This is a genomic window from Natronomonas moolapensis 8.8.11 (assembly GCF_000591055.1).
Classification (GTDB): Archaea; Halobacteriota; Halobacteria; order Halobacteriales; family Haloarculaceae; genus Natronomonas; species Natronomonas moolapensis.
Genome location: NC_020388.1, coordinates 1,474,884 through 1,497,071, shown reverse-complemented (window position 1 = coordinate 1,497,071; position 22,188 = coordinate 1,474,884). Strand labels below are relative to the sequence as shown.

Annotated in this window: 12 protein-coding genes and 3 pseudogenes; 5 read left to right on the top strand and 10 right to left on the bottom strand. The window is 52.1% G+C overall.

Annotated elements, in window-relative coordinates:
• The first annotated feature begins 68 nt into the window (after window positions 1–68).
• Window positions 69–665, top strand: a complete 597-nt coding sequence (locus tag NMLP_RS14350) for an IS6 family transposase (RefSeq protein WP_076982702.1) — start codon at window positions 69–71, stop codon at window positions 663–665.
• Between the two features lie 218 nt (window positions 666–883).
• Here the strand turns inward: NMLP_RS14350 and NMLP_RS07385 are convergent, their stop codons facing one another.
• Both NMLP_RS07385 and NMLP_RS14345 read right to left on the bottom strand, forming a co-directional pair.
• Window positions 884–2,107, bottom strand: a complete 1,224-nt coding sequence (locus NMLP_RS07385; RefSeq protein ID WP_015409494.1) for an IS701-like element ISNamo5 family transposase — start codon at window positions 2,105–2,107, stop codon at window positions 884–886.
• A 193-nt stretch (window positions 2,108–2,300) separates the two neighbouring features.
• The gene (locus NMLP_RS14345) at window positions 2,301–3,575 is read right to left on the bottom strand and encodes a serine/threonine protein kinase (RefSeq protein WP_015409493.1); all 1,275 of its coding nucleotides are present in this window, start codon (window positions 3,573–3,575) and stop codon (window positions 2,301–2,303) included.
• A 304-nt stretch (window positions 3,576–3,879) separates the two neighbouring features.
• On the opposite strand from NMLP_RS14345, the gene NMLP_RS14340 reads away from it, so the two are divergent.
• Complete coding sequence (locus NMLP_RS14340; protein WP_076982701.1) at window positions 3,880–6,438, top strand: outer membrane protein assembly factor BamB family protein; 2,559 nt, start codon at window positions 3,880–3,882, stop codon at window positions 6,436–6,438.
• Between the two features lie 50 nt (window positions 6,439–6,488).
• On the opposite strand, the gene NMLP_RS14335 is transcribed toward NMLP_RS14340, so the two are convergent.
• From NMLP_RS14335 to NMLP_RS07350, 5 genes are read right to left on the bottom strand one after another with little or no spacing between them, the layout of a single operon-like run.
• On the bottom strand, window positions 6,489–7,214 hold the full coding sequence (locus tag NMLP_RS14335; RefSeq protein WP_015409491.1) for a Stp1/IreP family PP2C-type Ser/Thr phosphatase: 726 nt from the start codon (window positions 7,212–7,214) through the stop codon (window positions 6,489–6,491).
• Window positions 7,215–7,244: 30 nt separating this feature from the next.
• Window positions 7,245–7,985: a hypothetical protein gene (locus NMLP_RS15110; RefSeq protein WP_015409490.1), complete on the bottom strand. Its 741-nt coding sequence runs from the start codon at window positions 7,983–7,985 to the stop codon at window positions 7,245–7,247.
• Entirely contained in the window at window positions 7,982–9,133 is a 1,152-nt protein-coding gene (locus NMLP_RS14785) for an ATP-binding protein (protein WP_015409489.1), read from the bottom strand. The genes NMLP_RS15110 and NMLP_RS14785 overlap by 4 nt, the downstream gene beginning before the upstream one ends.
• Window positions 9,134–9,139: 6 nt before the next feature.
• On the bottom strand, window positions 9,140–9,805 hold the full coding sequence (locus tag NMLP_RS07355; protein WP_015409488.1) for a hypothetical protein: 666 nt from the start codon (window positions 9,803–9,805) through the stop codon (window positions 9,140–9,142).
• A gap of 47 nt (window positions 9,806–9,852) precedes the next feature.
• Complete coding sequence (locus NMLP_RS07350) at window positions 9,853–10,131, bottom strand: hypothetical protein (protein ID WP_015409487.1); 279 nt, start codon at window positions 10,129–10,131, stop codon at window positions 9,853–9,855.
• Window positions 10,132–10,427: 296 nt separating this feature from the next.
• Between NMLP_RS07350 and NMLP_RS07345 the strand changes: the two genes are divergently transcribed.
• Window positions 10,428–10,967: a hypothetical protein gene (locus NMLP_RS07345; RefSeq protein ID WP_049926276.1), complete on the top strand. Its 540-nt coding sequence runs from the start codon at window positions 10,428–10,430 to the stop codon at window positions 10,965–10,967.
• Window positions 10,964–12,958, top strand: coding sequence for a coiled-coil domain-containing protein (locus tag NMLP_RS07340; protein ID WP_015409486.1), 1,995 nt, complete (start codon window positions 10,964–10,966; stop codon window positions 12,956–12,958). The genes NMLP_RS07345 and NMLP_RS07340 overlap by 4 nt, the downstream gene beginning before the upstream one ends.
• A gap of 214 nt (window positions 12,959–13,172) precedes the next feature.
• Here the strand turns inward: NMLP_RS07340 and NMLP_RS14330 are convergent.
• The 3 genes and pseudogenes from NMLP_RS14330 to NMLP_RS07325 all read right to left on the bottom strand — a co-directional run bounded on the left by NMLP_RS14330 (window position 13,173) and on the right by NMLP_RS07325 (window position 19,797).
• Window positions 13,173–13,808: pseudogene (locus tag NMLP_RS14330) on the bottom strand (IS6 family transposase).
• A 573-nt stretch (window positions 13,809–14,381) separates the two neighbouring features.
• Window positions 14,382–17,771 carry a protein kinase domain-containing protein gene (locus NMLP_RS07330; RefSeq protein WP_049926271.1) on the bottom strand — a complete coding sequence of 1,130 codons (3,390 nt, stop codon included), beginning with the start codon at window positions 17,769–17,771 and terminating at the stop codon, window positions 14,382–14,384.
• Between the two features lie 853 nt (window positions 17,772–18,624).
• Window positions 18,625–19,797 (bottom strand): annotated as a pseudogene (locus tag NMLP_RS07325) (ISH3 family transposase).
• Between the two features lie 137 nt (window positions 19,798–19,934).
• Here NMLP_RS07325 and dnaK point away from each other — a divergent pair.
• Window positions 19,935–22,187 (top strand): annotated as a pseudogene (gene dnaK, locus NMLP_RS15860) (molecular chaperone DnaK); the annotation flags it as partial.
• Window position 22,188: the final 1 nt, after the last annotated feature.

The window sequence follows — 22,188 nt, the reverse complement described above, 5'->3', positions numbered from 1 at the left end:
TTGCATCAGTTCGGCGGCGGTGTTCAGATAAGAGTGAAAAGTGAGGCGGTACGTTTTTTGAGTGCTCTATGCCCAAAAACGCCCACCTCAACGGCTGTTTGGACGAGATCGAATTAGGTTTTGTGGAGCGAGAAGCGACACCGAGATTACTGATGAAGCTTGGTATTCAACTCCATTTAGCTGGCCTATCACTTTCGAATACCATTTCTATTCTTGAGATATTCGGTGTCAGTCGAGCTCAATCTACTATTCACAACTGGGTTCAGAGGGCAGATCTACAGCCCGAATCTGGTCGGAATCCGGATCACGTTGCGGTGGATGAGACCATGATCCGACTCAATAATGAGCAGTACTGGCTGTACGCTGCTGTCGATCCTGAGACAAGCAAATTACTGTACACAACGCCTGAACCGACGACAAACAAGGTAATCTCTCACGCGTTCTTTGCCGAACTCCGCGAGAAACATGACGTTGACGACGCGGTATTTCTCGTAGATGGCTCGCACTCACTGAAAGACGTCTGTCGCCGCCACAGCCTCGATTTCAGATATGAACGCCATGGAAATCGGAATAGCGTCAAACGTGTCCTTCGAGAGGTAAAACGACGAACTACCAGTTTTTCAAACTGTTTCAGCAACGCCGAAGCAGACACCGACGACGATTGACACTGCTCTCGACAAACTCTCTGTTCTTAATGTGAGTAATTACTTCTGGTGTCTACTATAATTTCAGCCGGGACCACTGTTGGTTGAAATGCCCCTCAATCCCGTCGCGTACCGCCTCGTGAATCGCCAACGCCCGCGCGTTTTCTTCACTGACAGTACTGCTGTCATCGAAAATTACTGACGAGACTCGCACGGTAGATGGTACGCTACAACATAACTCAGCTTTGCACGTTAGCGTCAGCAGTTGAGTGAACGAAGAGGTGATCAATCTCTTCCATGAGATCGTCGACGCCTCGGTCATCGTTGTCTCGAACCCACGAGAGAAGGTTGTAGACGGCTTCTTTCAGGGAATGTTCGAGGTTCGCTCGAAGCGATGACGCCTTCGAGCGAACCGTCCCCAAGGCGCTCGACTCAAGATCAAGACGAACGAGACTGTAGGCAGCCATCAGAAGGTGCCAGTGCCGACTGGCACCTTCTTCGGTCTGCATCTCGCAGTCTCCCAAGCCTAAATCCTGTTTCGAGTCCTCGAAGAACGTCTCGATTCGCCATCGCATCCCGTAGGAGCGAATCACGTGCTCGGTCGGTGCGTCAATTTTGTTCGTAGCGAGGTACTTGACCGGGTTCTCTTCGTCCTCTTCGGCCTCTTTTTCGGCAATAGCCAGCTTCACGTCTCCCAGCTGGGAGACGGGAAGCTTCTTCGTCCAGATGTGATAGGTATCGTCCTCGATGTCGCGTTCAGTCGTGTCGATGCGCTCTGCCAGCGCATCGACGCGAATTTCCTCGCCGGCGTAGGTCACCTTGCGGTTGCTCCGGAGCGGGCCGATCCAGTCCTTGTCGTAGGATTCGATGCGTTCAGGGAGGCCAGAATCGTGGGCGAACCACGAGTCGAAGAGGTAGGTATCCGCCGGGACACCTACCTCGTTTTCGAGTTCAGTGATGATCTCACGGGCCAAATCGTACTTTGTGTCGTGGTTCTGGTTATCCTCGTCTTGCTGTTCATAGAGGCGAAAGGTGAGTGGATAGGCGGTTTTGTCGTCAGCGTAGAAGGCGTAGATGAGGTCTTGACCCCAGACGGTGTCACCTTCAGCGTGATCGTAGAAGCGCCCGACGCCGGGGACTTCGTCCCCGGCTTTCTCGGTGATCGTGTCGTCAAGGATGATGTAGCCCTTTTTCGACCACCGTGTCTCACCGTGTTTCTGGAGTTCTTCGAGGCGTTCGTGGTTGAACTGCCGTTCGTCCCAGTCGTACTCAGTGAGGAACTTATTGAGAGCACGCTTGCCCTGTGCTGGGAGAACTTCGCGTGCGATGCCCGCCACGGTCTTGTTGCTGGCCGCAACAAGACCTGTGGCGTAAGTTTTCGCGTGATGACGTTGTGCCGGAGACAACGACTCAAACTCGTCGAACACGCGCGTGCACGATAAGAAGTCTGTAATCGGCATCATCCGTCCTTGTCACTTCCTTCGTCACGCTACTACTTCAACGTGCAAAGCTGAGAACATAAGTTAAAATGTTCCTACGGGACAGAAATTGAAAATATTTCTGCGAATTAATGAATCAAATCCGCACTAGGGGCTATATTTCTTACCGGTATACTTTGCAAATGAAACAGTATACCGGAACGTATCCCCGCGGAGATCAACTACCAAACAGCCTTTTTAATACGGATAGGAGCATGGACAGCACTTGAGCCGAATCCTGCGACTGCTCTTTATGATTCTCTTTTGTTTTTGATTTCATACCGTCTAGTGCAGGCGACCCCTCGCGACTGGTGGTCTGTTCAACGTCATTCAATCCCGGTGCATTCTCCCGTTGCTGCCAAGGAAACTTCCTGTTCTCGTCGCTTTTCGAGTGTTCTTGGATCGAATCTAAGACACCGGGAGAATCAGCGTCGTTCCGGAGGTTGCTTCCAGCGGCGAAATGATCGTCTGGCTCAACGGTAGTCTTGGAGTCTTCCGATACCGAGGGATCAAAATCAGCAGCCGGGGATGACTTCGACTGATCGTCGTAGGAAATAGACGAAGCGGGAGCATCAAGCGCGACAGCGCGGAATAGTGTCGCTATATCACGACGGAAATCAAGCATGGATTCGTACCGGTCGGCTTTCTTTTTCGCGAGAGCCGTTCCAACGACAGTATCAACAGCTGTTGGCAGGGCGTCGCTCACTTTGCTGGGTTGTGCCGGTGACTCGGCGAGGTGGCCGCTGATTATCGTTTGGGAATCCCCTGAGAACGGCGGCTCACCGGTCAAGAGTTCATATACGATTACGCCAAGCTGGTAGATATCAGTGAGATCATCCGGCGACCCACTGGTGTCGGGATCAAGCTGTTCTGGTGCCGAATAGCGTGGAGAGAGCCCATTGACATCGCGTGAGTCATGTAACAGTTGCTTTGCAAGCCCCCAATCGCTCACTTTCAGGAGGTCCCATGTCTTCGTCGCAGTTGAGCGGAACAGTACGTTATCAGGCTTTAAATCAAAGTGAGCGACACCGCGCCGATGTGCCTGGTGAACAGCGTCGGCTACGCAGTAACTAATCCACAGAGACTCCTCAATAGATGTTTCCCCAATCCGGGCAGCAAGCGACCCGCCATCCATGTACTCCAACGCAATCCACGGAACCGGCGTTGAACCCCAGTCGATAACGTCAACTACGCCCGTAATATCGTCCAGTTGTGCCCATGTTTTTGCCTCGGAGGTGAAGCTGTCCGTAGTGCGATGGTCGAGGGTTTCCCGGAAGCGTGGCTGTTTGAGTGCGACTACGGTACCGCTTTCCGTCCGCATCTTCGTCACATCGGCTGTTCCGCCACTTCCGATATGTTCCAATTCTTCCAGAGAATTGCGGTCAATATCGATATCTGGCGATTCCAGCGTTTGATCCGGGATCAGTTCGTACTCGTTTGGATTAAGAGTCATCTGATATCGAGTTGATGATGATATATATGGCGTTCCAAAGCCACGTATAGATTGCCCTCAGCCGCTATTTTTTGTGCTGTGTTGAATAGCGCTGTTGGCTGGGGAGGTCGGACTTTGAGTCGGTGTATCAGAGGCTACTACTAAGCGGCCTCAAAGTCAATGTCGCTTCAGCCTAGCTCAGAGACCGCTATTCAACACGGCAATTTTTTCGTCGAGTTCTGATAAAAACAGTACGGTGATATCTGATGGCTCTACAGCGCTGTATGAGAATAGCTTTTTTGTCTTAGCTCACATTAAGAATACAATGGCTCATGAAAAGGCTGGCCGTCGGCAGTTCTTACAGTCTGTAGGAGGGGCTGTTTTTGTCGGGTCACCTTTTCAAGCATCAGATTTCGTAGCTGAGGACCGTTCGATATCAGAAGGGTGGCACCAGTCGGGATATATCAGCGCCAATACGGGGTATGCGGCAAGCAATACTGGACCAACAGGTGACATCAGACAGGCCTGGATCTTTGAGGATGTTGGTCCGCAGGGAATAACTACAGACGTGGTAGTTGTTGGCGCAACTGTCTACGTTGGCGGTGATTCTGGTTTCTACGCGCTGGCAACGGAAGACGGGACCAAGCGCTGGACATTTGGGGACAGAACTAACACTTCATTTGGATCGCCCTCTGTCGCGAATAACGCTGTTTTCGTCGCCAGCGATCCAAACGGTGAAACTGGAACACTATATGCGCTATCGACACATGATAGAACCGAACAGTGGACATACGAACTGAATAATGGCGAAACCCAACCGAGAGTTGATGCCGGGACTGTTTATATTAGTGGAGGCAATCATGTGTATGCCATTTCGGCTACTGATGGCTCCAAGGAGTGGGAGTCACCATCGCCATCTGGTAGCTTTCTCCGCTCGTCATTAGCGGTCGCTGATGACACCGTCTATATCGGCGATTCAGTCGACACTGGATTATATGCGTTTTCTGCAGATACAGGATCTGAAAAGTGGTACCACGAGACAGATAATGCAGTTGAAAACGCGCCTTCAGTCGCGAACGGAACTGTATATATTGTCGACGATGGCGGAATATTACACGCGGTGAGTACAACTGAGGGAACCGAGAAGTGGCGGTTCGATACGGCTGGTTCCGGAAGTTCCTCAGCAAGTGTAGCCGAGCAGACTGTGCTCGTCATCGGTAAGGATCTTTATGCGCTGGATTCCTCAAACGGCGACGTACGGTGGCAGTATAAAATACGCGCCGGCGATGTTCAGCCCGCAATTGCTGGTAACCTAGTCTACGTACTGGATAGTCGGGGTATCATTCACGGATTAAACAGATCTGATGGAAACGAAAGGTGGTCATACGAAGTTACTGGGGCAACGTACAGCACACCGGCGATCGCTGACGGAAATATCTATTTAGGGACAACCAACGGAGTGACCGCGCTTACAGAGGCTGGAATACTGGCCGGCAGACCACGCATAGATGCGGATAGCGTACCCGATATAGATCTTGATGCTAGCCCTGGAGTGCTCCCGGAGGAAGCAGAGAACGTTCTTCCCGCTGCAGTTGGTGGGCTTGGGATCGGGGGGGCTGGTCTATGGTGGCTTGCTCGAAGAGGAAACGATACTGAAGAGGAAACTCCAGATAACGACGAGCCATTTGGTGGAGTAATCGGTATGGAGGCAGATGCGGTTACCGATGATGAGTTTGAGGAGTGGCTTGCCGAGGAGTTTGACGAAGATGATACTACGGAACCGGACGAGAGCACAGAGCAAGCAACCGATGGTTCAGCTCAGGTCCTCCCTGTGTTGTTCGGATACCTCAGTCCCAGTCGGGTCAAAGAGTGGTGGCTGACCAGACAGGGCGAAAATACAGATACTGATGATATGGAGGAGACTGAAACAACAAGCTCCCCAGAGACCACTGCATCGGAGAGATCACTAGACACAACTTCTGAGCTCACACTAAACTCAAAAGAGAGGGAGACGGCCCAAAGCAAGGTCCTGTATTCTCCGGATAAGATCCCAACTGTTCCTAGTGTGGAAGTAGAATATGATAAGCTAACGAATAGAGAACCCATCGGGGAGGGTGGGAACGCCGACGTAATGAAGGCGACACTACCGACAGCCGACGGGGATATAGCGTTGGCAATCAAGGAGCCTCGAATGCATGGCACGCTCCATACTGATGATATCGAACGACTGCTCAAAGAGGCTGAGATATGGAGCAAGTTAGATTCCAATGATCATATTGTCGGTATCGTAGAATATGGCAGCAATCCACTGCCATGGATTGCGATGGAGCACATGGACGGGGGACATCTCGGCGAAAGGAATGGCGAGATGGATATCCAGCAAGCGCTCTGGACTAGTATTGCCATTACAAACGGGCTTCACCACGCACATCGGCGAGGAGTGGCGCATCTCGATTTAAAACCTGAGAATATCCTGTTTCGTACAGTCCAAGACGCATGGGACGTACCAAAGATAGCTGACTGGGGCTTATCGAAACATTTGCTCGAACATCCTGGAAGCGTCGAAGGGATGTCGCCCCACTACGCGGCACCAGAGCAGTTTGATGACGAATATGGCGCAACCGACGATATTACGGATATCTATCAACTTGGCGCGGTCTGTTATAATTTGATTACTGGAGAGCCACCGTTTAGTGGTGAGCCGGCAGAAGCGATGTATAATGCTTTACATACACAACCAACCCCACCAAGCGAACTTGCGGATGTACCGGAAGGCTTGGATCAGGTCCTGCTGACGGCATTGGCCAAAGAAAAATCTAACAGATACGACTCAGTTGTGCTGTTCAGGAACGACCTGCGGGAATTGCTCAACAGGTATCAATAGCTCGATTTAGACGCATCGTAGGTCAAGGTAGTGAGAGACGCATATCTCGCTCATTCTTCCTCAGATCTCGTACATACTGCAACGGTTATATTATCACTCCCGCCGTTCTGATTTGCGCGGTGAACGAGGGTTTCTGCCGTCTCAGTCAGTGTCGGTTCCTCACTAACTATTTTTGCGATGTTGCTGTCGGAGACTTCTTCAGTAAGACCGTCAGAGCAGAGTAGAAGCGTCCCGTCGATACCCTGCGTATAGAAGTCCGGCTCGACATCGTCCGTTGTTCCAAGCGACTGTGAGATGACGTTTCGCTGTGGGTGATCCTTAGCTTCAGCTTCCGTGATCTCACCCGCTTCAATCAACTCTTGGACGAGCGACTGGTCAATGGTTACCTGCTCAATATCATCGTCGATATGATAACACCGACTATCACCGACGTTTGCGACAGTCGCCTCAGCTTCATCAATGATTGCCGCGACGACGGTCGTCCCCATTCCAGATAATGATGGGTCATCTGTAGCGTGAGCATGTATCTCTCTGTTAGCCGCAGAGATCGCATTTGCAAGTATAGCTTCGTACTCGGTTTCCTCAGCTGGAAGCGAGTTCGCAACAATCTCTTCGATTTGGGTCGTCGCAATATCGCTTGCAACGTCACCGGCAGCGTGACCTCCCATTCCGTCCGCAACAACCAGTAGGTACTGTTCCCCGATTGAGGCTGTCAGAACGGCGTCTTCGTTCGCATCCCTTTTTATTCCAACGTCCGTTAATTCGTGTGTATTCATAATTCAGAGCGTTCCACACTTGTTTACCGATCAATCAGCTCGCCCGTACAGCTTCTCGGCGCGATCTGCTAGCAGGTCAATTTCTTCGTTCCACTCTTCGTCGATACCACTCCCTCGGAGTGCCCCAGATGACTTGTTTTCGAGCCGCTTGGTTACCTGTTGTAGCTCGTCGAGGACTGGCTCGTAATCGGGGTCCTCAACTTCATGTTCTGCGACGAAGTTCTTCAATTCGGTTGCGTACTTTCGGCATTCAGGAACCGATTCGTTGGTGGCTTTTCTAAAGTTGACCGCTATTGCGCGGGCATGAGCCGCTGGGGATACACCCTCCATGACATCTCCTTCCTGTTTCATTCCAAGCTTTTCCTTAAGTTCCTCTTTCGAGAGGGTGTTACGGTCTCGTTCGACCGTTGCGCGAATCTCGGTCGTGATACCGAGTTCGATGATACAATCGTCCTTGATAACTGTATTCTCCCCTTCGGCGAGTTGTTGCTCACGGAGGGTTGTTTTCACGCTCACTGGATTCTTGCTATTTTGATTGCGGACACGGATTCCACGAGCGTCGGGGAGGAGTTCAACTGGTGCTGACCCGCCCTTTTTTCGAGAGACGGCAGCATCTCGGACGCCAAGTTCGATCGTTTCATCGTCGGTCTCAGCAATAACGGCGTGGCTTCCGTCATCAAGCCGATAGAGCCCAACGGGCCCGTTAATCGGGATTCGTCGAACCGTCTCGGCGTGGGTTGCGTCGCGTTTGGGTGTCAAATAGCTCTTCATTTATCCCATGCTTCAAGACTAGACTTCGTCGACTCGATGGCCATCTCGAGATGTTTTTGCGTTATCGGGACAACTTCATCCGAGGCACGAGCTTCTTTGAGTGCTTTCCGGGCAGCTGTCGAAGCGATAATCTCGAGGTCGCTTGCCGAGTAGCCATCAGTACGTTCCTTGATTTGGTCCCACTCTATTTCGTCGGTCAAGACGGGACGTTCGCGAAGGTGAACTCGGAGAATCGCGCCACGAGCAGTCGCATCCGGCGGTGGTACCTCGATTCGCTCGTCGAATCGACGCCATGCCGCGGCATCAATCTCGTCAGGGAGATTCGTTGCGCTAACAACGACGACATCTTCACCTTTGGTCTCAGACATTTCCGTGAGAAACTGAGTGATCATCTGGCTCTCACTCATCGTCTTTTGTGAGCCCCCGCTACGTTCGGCAGCAATCGCCTCGATCTCATCCATGAACAGGAGACAGGGCTGGTTGTCCCGGGCGACTTCGAACATCTCGCTCATGTTCTCGGCAGCTTCACCGACGAGGGAACTGGTGATGTCCGACGCCTGGGCTTCGATATAGTTGTAATCAAGCTCGCCAGCGAGTGCTTCTGTAATATACGTCTTCCCGGTTCCTGGTGGCCCATATAACAGAACGCCGTTGACAACGCCGAGGTTGTACTCTTCATATAGCTCTGGGCGTTCAAGCGGATCTATGACCTGATCCTTCAGCGTTTCCTTGAGATCAGTCATCCCACCAACGTCGCCGAAACTGAGATCGGGCGGATCTTCGAGATACGCAGATGGGTCAGCTTCGTCGCCATCCCCATCGCCCCCTGCAGGACGTCCCTCATTACCGCCACTGCCGGACCCACTGCCCGTTGACGATTCGCTATCAGTCTCGTCACTGACAAGCGGTTGATCGTTCTCAAGCCGATCAGCCGCAGTGTTGAGGTTCTTTGCCAGCTCAAGCCGTTCCTGCGTAAGCCGTCCACTAGACTCTAACTCGGCAATATCTTGCAGAACCTCAACGCACTGTCGATAGTATCGAGCTGCTTTTTTTGCGTTTCCTTCTTTGCGAGCTCGTTCGGCCTGTTCTCGGTAGTTCTTGTACTCGGATTCAAAATGACTCTTCTGTGCGCTCTTTTCGAGCGACATAATCGATTAGAACACGTCCGTCTCGTTCATGTCTTCCTCGATATCGACATCAACGCTAACGTCGTCAGCTTCCACTTCCATGTCTTCCTCGACATCAACTTGTTCGCTGGAGATTTCGCCGGCTGCCATCTTCTCCATAGCTTCGAGCTCTTCGGAAGCTCCCTGTTCAAGATCCTCATCAAGGATCTCTACATCGAGAGCATCTTGAACCTGCTGCATATCCTCTAGTTCGAGACCAAACTGCGCCATTTGGTCCATGATCTCGCTTTGAACTTCTTGTGCATTGATATCTTGGCTCATCGCCTCATCAAGGCTAAGCTCTTGGCTCTCGTGCATATTCATGACTTCGCGCATCCCTTCGATAGAGATGATCGTCCCGAGTTTGATGCTGTTTGCCTTGTGTTTCTTCTTTTTAATCTCGTATTTTTTCTTCTCGAATTTGGCCTTCTGTGCGTACTGTCGGCGTCGCATTTCGTCGGCCTCGGCACCCTTTTCCAGTAGCTTCTGGTACTTTTTCGAGTGGGTGTCCATATCGCTTTCAAGCTGTTTCAGACCTTGTTCAAGCTTCTTTTTGTCAGACCGTAGTTCGTTTTGTCCGTAGACGCTCTCGTCAAGGAGCGTTTCTGTATCTGCGGTGCCAAATCGTTCCTGAACCCAATCTCGTAGTTCCATTGTGGTATGTTGTATCGCTCAGTGTGGTTATTTATATTCTATGCCACTCAGAGGTCTGGTTCGACAGCGAGGACGGTTCCGACCACTCCGATGACTGCACCCAGAGAGGCCGCGATAACCAGCAACTTCATTTCACCAACGGTGACCTGGAGCATCTCCTCACCTAGGGTTGCCTGCGTGTAGATAACCCCCGTCCCGACTACAATTCCACCGAGGGCACCGAGTGAGACGCGGCGCTCCATGAAGCTGAAAACGCCGATCATCAACAGCCCCCCTAAGACGAGGTTAATCACGAGCACCGCCGGGATCCAGAGTGTGACGTTCATCTGCCTGAGTCAAACCCCCTACTCACTCCATTAAGCACTAACTACTTAAGTTTTTGTACTATATGTACCTTTATTGTTGTCTCCAATATGGAGATATACGTTCAGACCCCGTTCTTTGGACATTTCGAGCCATATCGGTGGCATTTGGAACAACTAAGAGTTATCTCCAAAATGGAGGTAAATATATGTAGGTGGCCACTAGAATCCAAGTGTGGGACGACCAATCGGCCAACTGTCCAGCGATACAAACATCATCAAATGGGGAGAGTTTGGGGCACCCTCAAAGGGAGGCATCCATGTCCGAAGATAACAACGAAGGGCGATACCTCTATATTGTCGATTATGAGGAAGATGCAGAACGAAAGCGTGCGGAGTACCTGTTTAATAATTGGGACGAGGGAGAGATCAACCGCCCCAGCGGGCTTGTCCGCATCGCAGAAGGAGTTGATCGTGACGAGCTGTATGAGCAATTAGTCGCCAAGGTCCCTGAACAGCAGGTTGATATCTGCCGGCTTGAACCGGTTGACACGGACGTTGAACCCGAGAGCGTCACGGTAGAGCAGCGGATCGCTGCGTCAATAGATGCAGTAGAAACGTTCGTTGAGTATATTCTGTCTAAGAAGAAGGCGGTCCTACAATCAGCTGCGCGAAACGAATATGAAGTATACACTAAGAAGGGACGTGCGGAAGTAGGCTATAGACTGAACGAGACAGAGGGACAGGTGGTCGCCCAAATCAATATCAACGGATATCCGCCGGCCCCATCGTTTCTCGCAGAGTTTTTCGAGGCCGAATTGACCGAATACGCAGCAAGTCAAGCACCTGATCAACAATGACCGACTGTCAAGACTGGCTCAACGAACTCACGTACACGAGCGAACGAATACTAAACGAGGACCTCGCAGCGCTCAAGCGGATGCCGGATCGGTCGCGAATCGAACGATATAACGAGATCAAATCGAACGAAGAAGAACTCAACTGGGAGTTCGGTAAAGAGTGCAGCGACTTCCTCACTAGTAGCGAGGAGAATAGACTGCGAGGGGAGATTCGACTTGCACGGTTGTTACTTGCAGCGAGTTTCTATGCCGAAGGAGAACTGCCAAAAGCGATGGAGGACGACTTCATTGAGGCCGAACTGCAAGCTGTCGTTGAGTTTGATCGCTACAAGCAGTTTGATGCGCTCGATCAAGAGCAGATTGAGGGGCGTATCCGCCGGATGGAAGGAGAAGTGTACGAACTCGTTCAAGAGTACACCTCCACGCAGATTGCCAACATGGATGACCTCATCGATAACCCCGAGGTCCAACAGGACGTAATCGAGCGGCTCGTCGACCGATACAACGATCGCCGCGAACGCATCCGGCAGGGCTTCTTCGTCTATGTCGAAACGCATGGAATGGAGCATATGGTTGAGAGCATCGAAGAGGCAATCGAAGCCGTTGCTGACGCCTCAAGCGAACGTGAGCAAATCAAGGAGATGCTCCAAGCAGAGCTGAACGACCTCGAAACATCGTTGCAAACGGGATTCCAGCAGCAGCGAAAACAGCTCGAATCGCAACTTCACTGCGTCGAGCGTGACCTTGCCAGCGAAACTGTTGATATTGAAGAGGTCCGCGCTGAACTCGAGGACATTGGTGGCCTCGATGACGAGGTCCTTGTCGAGTTACAAACTGCTATTGCGCGGACTCAGACACTTGAGACACAGCTCGGCGAAAACATTGAACAACTTGAACAGGCTCGGCAAAAGGCACAACAGAGCAGCGACAGCAGACGTGAAGACGCTACGGAGATCGTGGAGAGCGAGCTCAAGCGTATCACTGAACAACGCTCGGAGCTCCGAGCGGAAATCGATCGGCTCCAGCGCGAGCGTGAACAAATAGAGCATGCTCGTGATCGTCTCGAGGAGCGTCAACAGGATCTCGAGAGACAGGTCGATGACATAGGGCGATCCATCAGTTCAGGGAGCGACCCTGCCGCAGAAGTGGATGGGATTGACGGCTCCGAAGTTGTCAGTGCTTCGACAGCGAAACTCTTCGAGATGGATTATGTCGGTCGCTTCGATACGAAGATGCACGAGATCGACTCCTTGCGGCTTCCCGACCGGAATTACAACATTCCAGACGGCTACTGGGAGCGGCGCAGCCAGCGTCGTAACCGGGCACCACATATGGTGCAGTTATTGGATGACAAAAACGGCGAGCATGTCGAGAGTTATCCGACGAATCCAACGACACGGTATGAAATAACGGAAAGTCAGTATCTCGGCCTCTCCGAACAGACGGAGATGATTATCGAAGCGACAGTATACTCAGATTTAGAAGCCCACGCAGCGAACGGGTTTGATGCGACCGCTGCCGATATCGAGGATCTATTGGGTTTCGTTAACGATGCTGTCCGCGAGGCTGATCGAAAAGACGTCACATATCTACTCGGTATCGCATCTCCGACCGGTTGGACCGACCAGGTTAAATCAAAAATCGCGACCGATGAGCTTGCACGCACCCACTACAGCCGACAAGTGAGCATCTGTCTTGTTGACCTCCGTAATGGCAGTCTCATATACGATGAGTCTGATCCGGTTGTCGCTGACAATATCTCGTTGTTTGAGCGGGCTGTCAGTGCTGAGCGTGTCGAGGCGTGCATCGAAACGATTCAATCTGGGTATCTCAACGAGATTGGTCGCGAAACCATTGGTCTCGAAGAGATCTCCACAGAGCATGGATTCGACCGTCACATCATCAAACGTGCTTTTGAGCGGCTAGAAGCGGATGGCCGAGCCGAGCAGTTCTACGTGGACGGCCAAGGGCTTGCAATGGACGTCGGGTAGTTCTAACATCCATTCGTCTTTAATTAAGCCCAATAATAATATTTGGACCTGAATTATGTCTATAGGTATCGAGAACAAGATAGCTCACGGTTTAGATCTTGGTGCTGCCGATATCGAGCGATAAGCGTCCCTGGGAAGTGCTAATTTCTCCGTGTAACCGGCGTAACATCGTCGAATCTGGGTAAAAACCGAAGCTACATCATATTGGTAGTGTTCAGATAAGCTGATCCCATGCGAAGCTGAACGATCTGAGCCACTCGTCGGCAGTTTCTGCTTTGGCGTTGCTGAAACAGTTTGAGAAATTGGTAGTTCGTCGTTTTACCTCTCGAAAGACACGTTCGACACTATTCCGATTTCCATGTTTTTCATATCTGAAATCGAGGCTGTGACGGCGACAGGCGTCTTTCAGTGTGTGTGAACCATCAATGAGAAACACGGCGTTATCAACGGTGTGTTTCTCGCGGAGTTCAGCAAAGAACGCGTGAGCGATACCCTTGTTTGTGGTTGGCTCAAGCCGTGTGTGCAGTCATTCATTTGTTTCGGGATCGACAGCAGCGTACAGCCAATACTGCTCATCATTGAGTCGGATCACTGTTTCATCGACCGCAACGTGATCCGGATTCTGATCAGATTCGGGCTGTAGATCAGCTTTGTGGACCCAATTATGAACAGTAGATCGACTCCGTTTGACACCAAATATCTCAATAACCGAAACGGTATTCGAAAGCGATAATCCAGCAAGATGGAGCTGAATACCGAGCTTCATCAGAAATCGTGGTGTCGCTTCTCGTTCCACAAAACCTAATTCGATCTCGTTCAAACAGCCGTTGAAGCGGGCGTTTTTGGGCATAGAGCACTCAAAAACGTACCGCCTCACTCTTCATTCTTACCTGAACACCGCCATCATATTACTGAAAGTATTAATTAAAGACCAATACCACGCCGAGTTCCTCGGCGTGCTCTTCGAGGAACTCGGAGGGAAACAGTGTAGTAAGCCGACGCATGATTCTCGATGAGGAGCGAGAGTCGTGCACAGACTTCTCCTCCTCATTCCTCTCGAAAAGTAGCCTCGATAAGCCGTTACTGTCACGCGGTTCTCGTCTTAGCTAAAGACGGATGCCTCGTTGACTTGGTCAAGACGTGCGGATGGTTCAATTCGGTTACTCTTTGCTTTCTTGAGGAATTCTCCGAGTCGTGTTTCGATATCGCGCCAGAGAACATTGTGTTCGTAAGTCTCGTTTATGAGTTCGCGTTTACTCTCGGAGTTGAAAATTCTTCACGGCTTTGCGACGCGATCAAGGGATCGACAGCTTGTGTGCAAACCGGAGTATCTGCAAAGAGAATGTTGTCACCGTTGACGCTGGTTCGCCCGATTCCAAGCGCGTGGAGACCTCGGCGTTTACCCCGAGGAGGTGTCATACCCTCACCTGGCCAGCGATGAGATCGCGTTTCGAAAGAGGACAGCAGCCTCATACCGATCGTCCGGGTTTTTAGCAAGTCCCCTCACTAGTACATCATCAATAGCCGGGTCTAGTGCCGGGTTAATTGTTGAAGGCGGGGTCGGATCTTCGCGAAGTATCTGCTGTTGCAGGTCAATCGGACGATCGGCGTCAAACGGTACCCGCCCCGTCAGGACGCGGTAAGCAAGTGCTGACAGCTGGTAGATGTCAGTCCTTCGGTCGATATCGCCATACTCGTCCGAGAGTTGTTCTGGTGCGGAATAAGGGGGTGTCAGTCCCATCCCGGTTCTTTTGTGGTTGAGGACAACTTGTGAGAGCCCCCAATCACCAACCTTTGGGGTGTCAGTGTCAGTTAGCAGGACATTCTCAGGTTTGACATCAAGATGGACGACGCCACGACCGTGGGCAAACTCTAACGCATCAGCCACATCGACGAGCACACTGACACCTGAATCGACCGATAGTGAATCCATCCGATTTGCCAGAGATGCAGGTAGATACTCCAGCAACAACCACGGGAGTGGCTCATTGTCCCAGTTGATCACTGAAACGATTCCGTCATGCTCATCGAGTTTGCTCCACGTTTCGGCTTCGTTCTCGAACTCATCGATCAACGTTGCCGAGAGCGTCCCTTGCCAGCGTGGCACCTTCAGCGCCGCTCGCTCCCCGGAGTCGAGGCGAACCTCATAGACATCCGCGTTACCGCCCGATCCAATATGGCCCCTAACCTCCGCCACAGGTAGTGCATCCAGTAGTGCGTCATCCAAGGACGCTCCACCGGATCGACGTATCGATGAAGCGGGGTCGTCAGTGGCTACCGGTACAGAAACAGAGTCATCTGGTGACTGGCTAGAATCATTTCTATTACCCATCGAGACCGTGATTGGCGTGACTGTCGGATCATCATCGATACCCAATGCCCCTCGTCTTGCCGCAGTCGCGTTTCGCTCACAAGTCGATTCAAGCTGCTCGATAACTCCATCGTAATCCGTGACCCCGGCCTCCTCCGCATCGGCTCGGATTCCGGCAACAACCGACTGTATGTCCTCGAAATAATCTCGGGCGGTCGCGTAGTCACCGTCTCGGAACGCTTCAATTGCTTCTATAGATCGCTCTCGTTCGGCAAGCAACAACGCCTTGAGGCGCTCAAGCTCGGCTTCTTCGCGGAGAACCGCAAGATCACGCTCGCGGTCGATTTCCTGTCCGTCTAGTTCTGCGGTAAGCTCATCTAAGTCGTTGGCAGCCGTAAGGTATTGCTCGCGGTCACCCTCGTCCACGGAGACGCGCGCATCAGTGACGCGCTCGCTCAGTTCCCGGATTTGGTAGTCCGAAAGCAGGTCGGAAATGTCATCAAGTCGATCCTCAATTTGGTCCCCACCGACGACCGATAACTCTTCAGCGACCGCTTGAGCCTCTTCGAAGGCCTCATGGGCCTCGTTGCAGGTTTTGATTGCAGTGGCGTAGTTCCCCGCCTCAGCGCTGGCGATAGCCTCATCAAGCAGTGTTTCACCACGCTCTTTGGAGTCACGATATCGTTGTGTTTCGCGCTCTGTGACCGCAGTCTCGTATAGCTCATTCAGCGTTGATTCACGCTCCTCAAGATCCCATTCATTAAGAGATGATTTGGCGATGAGCGACGATACGTCTTTAAATTCTTCGCGAGCGTGTTCGAGTGTTGTGACGGCACGGTCGTACTCGTTTGCGCCCATCGCCGATTTGCCTTCGGAACGAGCTTCCCCAACGCGACTGAGGCAGCTTTCGATCGCTGCCCGCTCGTGTTCGCATTCAACGGTGTCGATTTGATCGACTACCTCGTCGCTAGTTATCGGTGGATCGCGGTCAAAACCGTGGTTCGCTTGGACTGACTGAAACTGTTCGATAGCATCCTTAGCCTCTTCGAACCGGTCTAATGCCGCCTCGTAATTGCCAGCTTCTAGTGCCGACACACCTTCCTCATACATCGATTCGATCTGGTCGGCCAACGGATCGAGTTCCTCCGAAACGATACGCTGTCGCTCGACGGTGGTCATCTTCTCGGCGACGTCGTCACTGTCGACTGGTAGGTCCCGATTGAGACCGTAGGCTTTGACCCGTGATTGAAGTTCACTGAGGTAGTCGTCAACTTCGGAAAAGCAGTCAGCGGCCTCGTCGTAGTTGCCAGCTTTGAGCGCCGAAATACCATCCTCGTAAGTGGTCTCAATCCGGTTTTCGAGTGGGAGTATTCTCTCGTCGATATATTGTTCGAGGGTTGCCTCAAGTTCGTTGCGTGCACGCAGCGATGTTTTACGGATTTTGTTTGTGGTGGCTTGCTCATCAACCGTGCCGAGTGCTGTCTCGCTTCGGTCGATAGCCGTTTCGAACGAATCGATAGCCGACTCGATCTTGTTGTCATCGAGCGCATCTAGACCGGCTTCGAGTGCGATTGCGGCCTCAGAATGCGCTCGATTACCCTCTATATGCCGCTGCATCTCGGAGATTTCTGAAATCACCTTCTGGGCGTGTTTCGGGTACTCATCAGAGGACTCATCGATAAATCTCCTAACGATCGCGTTCGCGTTGTCTAGTGACTGCTCTGCACGATTAAAACACGACAGCGCGCTGTCGTACTGGTCGCTTTCGAGCGCACTAACACCTTCTTCAAGCTGTGAACGGGTCTTGTTGAGGGTGTCCTCGGTGGTTTTGATCCATCGCTTACCGTCCAAGAATTTCCTTCGCCAGTATCCGTAAGCGGTGAAGAATATGATCTGGAAAAACCATACGAGCATCATAGGAACCCAGAGCCAGTTTATAAATGAGAAGTCGTGGCTCCACGCTCGGCGTAGATACTGGAGATCGAAATATGTCGTCAGGCTCGGTAGAAGCGTGAATGCGATAAAGATCGACACTGCAACGTTTTGTCCTATTGTGTTGCCCTCGGTGGATGGATCCCCAAAGATGAGTAATCCGACAATAGAGAGGGTCAAAGCAGCGACCGCCGTACCGCTAACGTATGCCCATCGTCCCCAGAAACCGTCGTGTGTCACGAGTTCGCGTCGACGGAGAACGTACGCGATCACGACGGAGGGGCTTACGAACGGGAAAAGCATACCAAGAACCCAGAATGAGCCCCGGCCATGCGGTTCCCAGTAGCCCGCTGTACGGAGACGTCGAAGATCGAGATACCCCAACACTGGGACTAGCAGAATAGTGAGAAGCCCCCCCCAGAGTAGGACCTCGGAAAGAAATCCTTCTTCGAGAACGGTACTCCCAATCAAAAAGAGCACATGAATGGCTTCAGCACCGAGGAGAGAGTACAGAAAGATGTCTGAGAGATCGATCGTTTCATCTCCTTCTTGATCATCTCCGACACCCATAGGTAGTGCGTAGAAAGCATCACATATTGAACCACCGGATGGAAGGGTATGTTTGCATTCGTCTTTAGCTAAGACTGGTAGTAATATTTATAGAGAGAATTATTTCCCGTGGTATTAGAACGACGAAACTAGCGACTGAGATGTTTTTACTACCGGGAACAGGCGGTACACGACGATTGGAAACTGTGTTTTCGGGTTGTAGCGAGCGTGTTGCGACGCAATTCGGCTTCGATACGCGGTTATTCAGTATTACTGTGAGTATTAGCTAAAGATGGATGGGTATGTTTGAATCTCGTGAACTGCCTCGGGGTCAGCCCCGAGGCTTCTTCCCGTAGAATTGGTTTCAGACCACGATGATCTCCCCTTCCCCTGAATTGTCGATCCATTCGGAGCCAATTAAAATATGATACAAAATATGTGTTTTACATCTTGTACGCGCTCAAAGAACGATTCGACCGAAGGATCATGCTCTATTGAACGCAAGACAGCGGCGATATCCGATATATGATATTCAATTTTCAGCCGATAACAACGCTCTATCAGCAGATTTTGAGATCGGACGATTCAATTTTAGCCGACTTGTCCAATGATCAAAACATCAGTTTCACAAGATACTGCACGAAGTAAGAGATGGACGATCGGTACTTCCCAAACGAGTCGAGAGAGTGCTGCCAGAACGCCACAGAACAGTCTCTTTCTGTATGATTAGACGGTCAGTCCCAGTTGCTACCGCAGAGTAGACCGGGGCGGTTCCATGACACCACCTCGAACAGACCAGATCAACCGAATTTCGGCAGTAGTTGCCGAAAGCTGCCGCTCATCGCCCAACGGACAGGCCGTGGGCTGACCCCGGTCAGCCCGCGGCCATTGCCTGTGACGCTGGTGCACCGACCCCGTTCGCTTTGATCTTCCACTGCCGACGCAACTGCTCTTCGAGCTCGTGACGAATCCAGTCGCAGAACGTCTTGAACATGAACTCTTTAGGCAGGTCGCGCCCGCCCCGCCGTGGGCGGGCGACGACCGCTCACCTGAGAACCAGCCACAGGATCTCCAACAGTGCTGCGACTAACATGATCGCAAATCGCACGACGGGATCACGCGTCGTCGTGATCCCGCGTGCTTGCCGTAGTGAGCGATAGGTCGTTTCAATACCTGAACGCTTCCTGTAAAGGCGTTCAACCTGCTTTGGTGACCGATCAGTGACGCCACAAGCCACGTAGCCACGAACAACTTCGCCGTGCTTGCCCCGATCACCGTTCTGTTAGGAGACAGCGACCGCGAGCGGGAACTGCGCTTCCCGCTCGCGGTCTTTGTACAATAACGATCTATCGCAGTACGACTTGTGGACGTCGAGTTTGTCCTTCATCCGCTCGCCCTTCTTGGGCACATGAACGACTGTTGCGACGATATCACAAGTACGGCGAATGACGCGCTCGTTGTAGAAGCCGCTGTCGGCAAGCAGAAGGTCTATTTCGAAGGGATAGTTCTCGACGCGGGCGAGCACGCGCTCGACCGCTTCGGTTTCGTCTTCGTCGTTGCGGACGTAGGTCATCGCCAGCGTCACCGGTTTTCCGTTGGAGACGACGTACGCCGTGTAATAGCGGTGGCAGGTGGTCGTCCCGTCTTTGGGAGCCATTAAGCAGAGTTCGCCTTCGTCGGCGTAGTACTCACCGTGGTAGGGGTTGTCGATGAAGTCGACAGAGATAATTCTCGACTGATCAGGGTCGAGAATCGTCATGGCGAGGCGTCCGAGCAGAAGGTTGGCGACGAACTCAAGCCAGCCACGATCAAGGGTGTGGAGCCACGTGAAGGTAGTGTCGTCACAGGGCGCTCCGTTGGTGTCTTTGCATGTTTCCCAGATCGAGGTCTGGTTGACGCAAGCCAAAATGACGACGAGCCAGATGTCGCCGGGGTCGAGGGGGCTCCCCTCGACACCCGGCAACGGGAGGGGAGTAATGACTTCTTCCGCTACGTCTTTGACGTCCGACGCCGAAATGTAATTGTCTGGATCGGGGATATTGAACACATCCAGATCCAGACACTTTCTCTTCATCAACTCGGCGATTCGATTCAGCTGATTACGCCGGTTGGGAAGTACCGAATTCGGGCCCCCAACCGTCGGAACGATTAAATGCGATCTACCGAGAATGTAGCACGAATAGAATGGTCCCCGGGCGTGATATAATTGGAATTGATCTCGGGACAACCAATTCAGCAGTTGCGGTAATGGAAAATGGCTCTCCCAAGATTACCGCTCTCGGTGGAGCCAAACGAACGATGCCATCGGTCGTCGCCTTCACAGATGAGGGCGAGCCGCTGGTCGGCAAGCCTGCAGAGGATCAAGCGATACAAAATCCTGCGGATACGGTCGAATCGATCAAGCGTCACGTGGGGGGGGACGGCTACACCGTCGAGGCGGGCGGCGACGAGTACACGCCCGAGCAGATCTCGGCGATGGTACTCAAGAAAATCAAACGAAATGCCGAGGAGTCTCTCGGTCATGAGGTTGAAAAGGCGGTTATCACGGTCCCAGCCTATTTCAACGACCGCCAGCGCCGAGCAACGAAGGACGCTGGCGAGCTAGCCGGCCTTGAGGTCGACCGCATCATTGATGAGCCAGCGGCGGCGGCGATGGCGTACGGCTACGACGACGAATCAGACCAGAAAGTACTCGTGTACGACCTCGGCGGCGGCTCGTTCAGTGTCTCGGTTCTCGACCTCGGTGGTGGTGTCTTCGAAATTGTCACGACTGACGGAAATAATACCCTCGGTGGGGATGATTGGAACCAGGCGATCATCGAATATCTGGCCGACTCCTTCGAAGACGAACACGGGGTCGACCTCCGCGACGACCGGCAGGCGCTCCGGCGGCTAGCCGAGGCTGCTGAGGAAGCAAAGCTTGAGCTATCTTCACGAATGGAAACGGCAATCAACCTCCCGTTTATTGCCACAACCGGAGACGGGCCGATTGATCTTGAGCAAAAGCTCTCTCGAGCGGAATTTGAGTCGATCACAAACGACCTACTTGAACAGACCATCCAGGTGACTGAGCAGGCGCTTGACGATGCCGGCTACCCGGTAAATGACATCGACGAGGTTGTTCTCGTGGGCGGTTCAACGCGGATGCCGCAGGTTCAGAACAAAATCCAGGAATTTACCAACCAGAAGCCGAATAAAAGCGTCAATCCCGACGAGGCCGTTGCGAAAGGGGCTGCAGTGCAAGGCGGGGTACTTTCAGGCAAGGTTGACGATATCATCCTATTAGACGTTACGCCGCTGAGCCTCGGGATTGAGGTCGAAGGCGGGCTCTTTGAGCGACTTACCGAGAAGAACAGAACGATTCCGACAGCGGCGTCAAAAGTTTTTACGACCAGTCATAACGATCAAACTCGGCTTCGGATTCGGATATTCCAAGGCGAACGCGAGATCGCCGCAGAAAACGAATTACTTGGAGAATTCACCCTCTCAAATATCCCACCTGCGGCAGCTGGCGTTCCACAGATCGAGATCACCCTTGATATAGATGAAAACGGCATCATCGCTGTCGAAGCACGAAATATCGAAACTGATGATGAGGAATCGATTACGATTGATGAGCTTTCGGATACGCCGGTAACTGGATCAGAAATCTTTAGCCAGCGCTCGCTTCCCGCTCTAGCCTCGATTGAGGATCGTTTTGAAACACTACTTCTCGAGGGCCCTGTCGAGTTTGAGAACGAAACGAAGATCATTGAAAAAGCAGCTGATCTGGAAAGTACGACGAAGCTCATAGATTTACTTGTTGATCAGGCAGTCGATTTTGAAACCGACGAGCAACTTCTAACCGAGCTTGCTCGTGGGCCGGGGAAATTCAAAAATGAGGAACAGCTCCGTTCGATGCTTGAGAAGGTTATCGAGTCTGAGTGGGACAAAGAAAATGAACCATTCGAGCTTGAGGACGAAGAGAAGCTCTTAGAGACGTTAGTCGACGGAACGATCGATATCCGGAACACCCTCACCCGAGCTCAGGTCTATTATCAAGATAACGCCCACGTGACAGCCCCAGCGGACAATCATATCCAGCCGATTACGAATCAGATCGAGGAGCTGCTTGACTATTTCCCGGATAATTTTGATCAAGAAACGGCTGCAGTACCCGATGAGATACTACGGTTCTATACAGCTTTAGAGGACCTCAGAAACAAGCTCCAGCAGAGTGAGCTGACCACCGCGAACCTCGACGCCGGAATCAAACGGCTTGACGAGACGCTGTATGCAGCTGGGTACGCAGTTATCGATCCGGATCCCGGCAGTACTACGGATCCGTATCGGCACAAAGTCTGGTCAAAAACCGAAAGTGAACTCACAGAGGGTCGGGTGGTACGGGTTAGGGAAGTCGGATACGAGCGGGATGGAAATATCAAACGTGAGGCAAAAG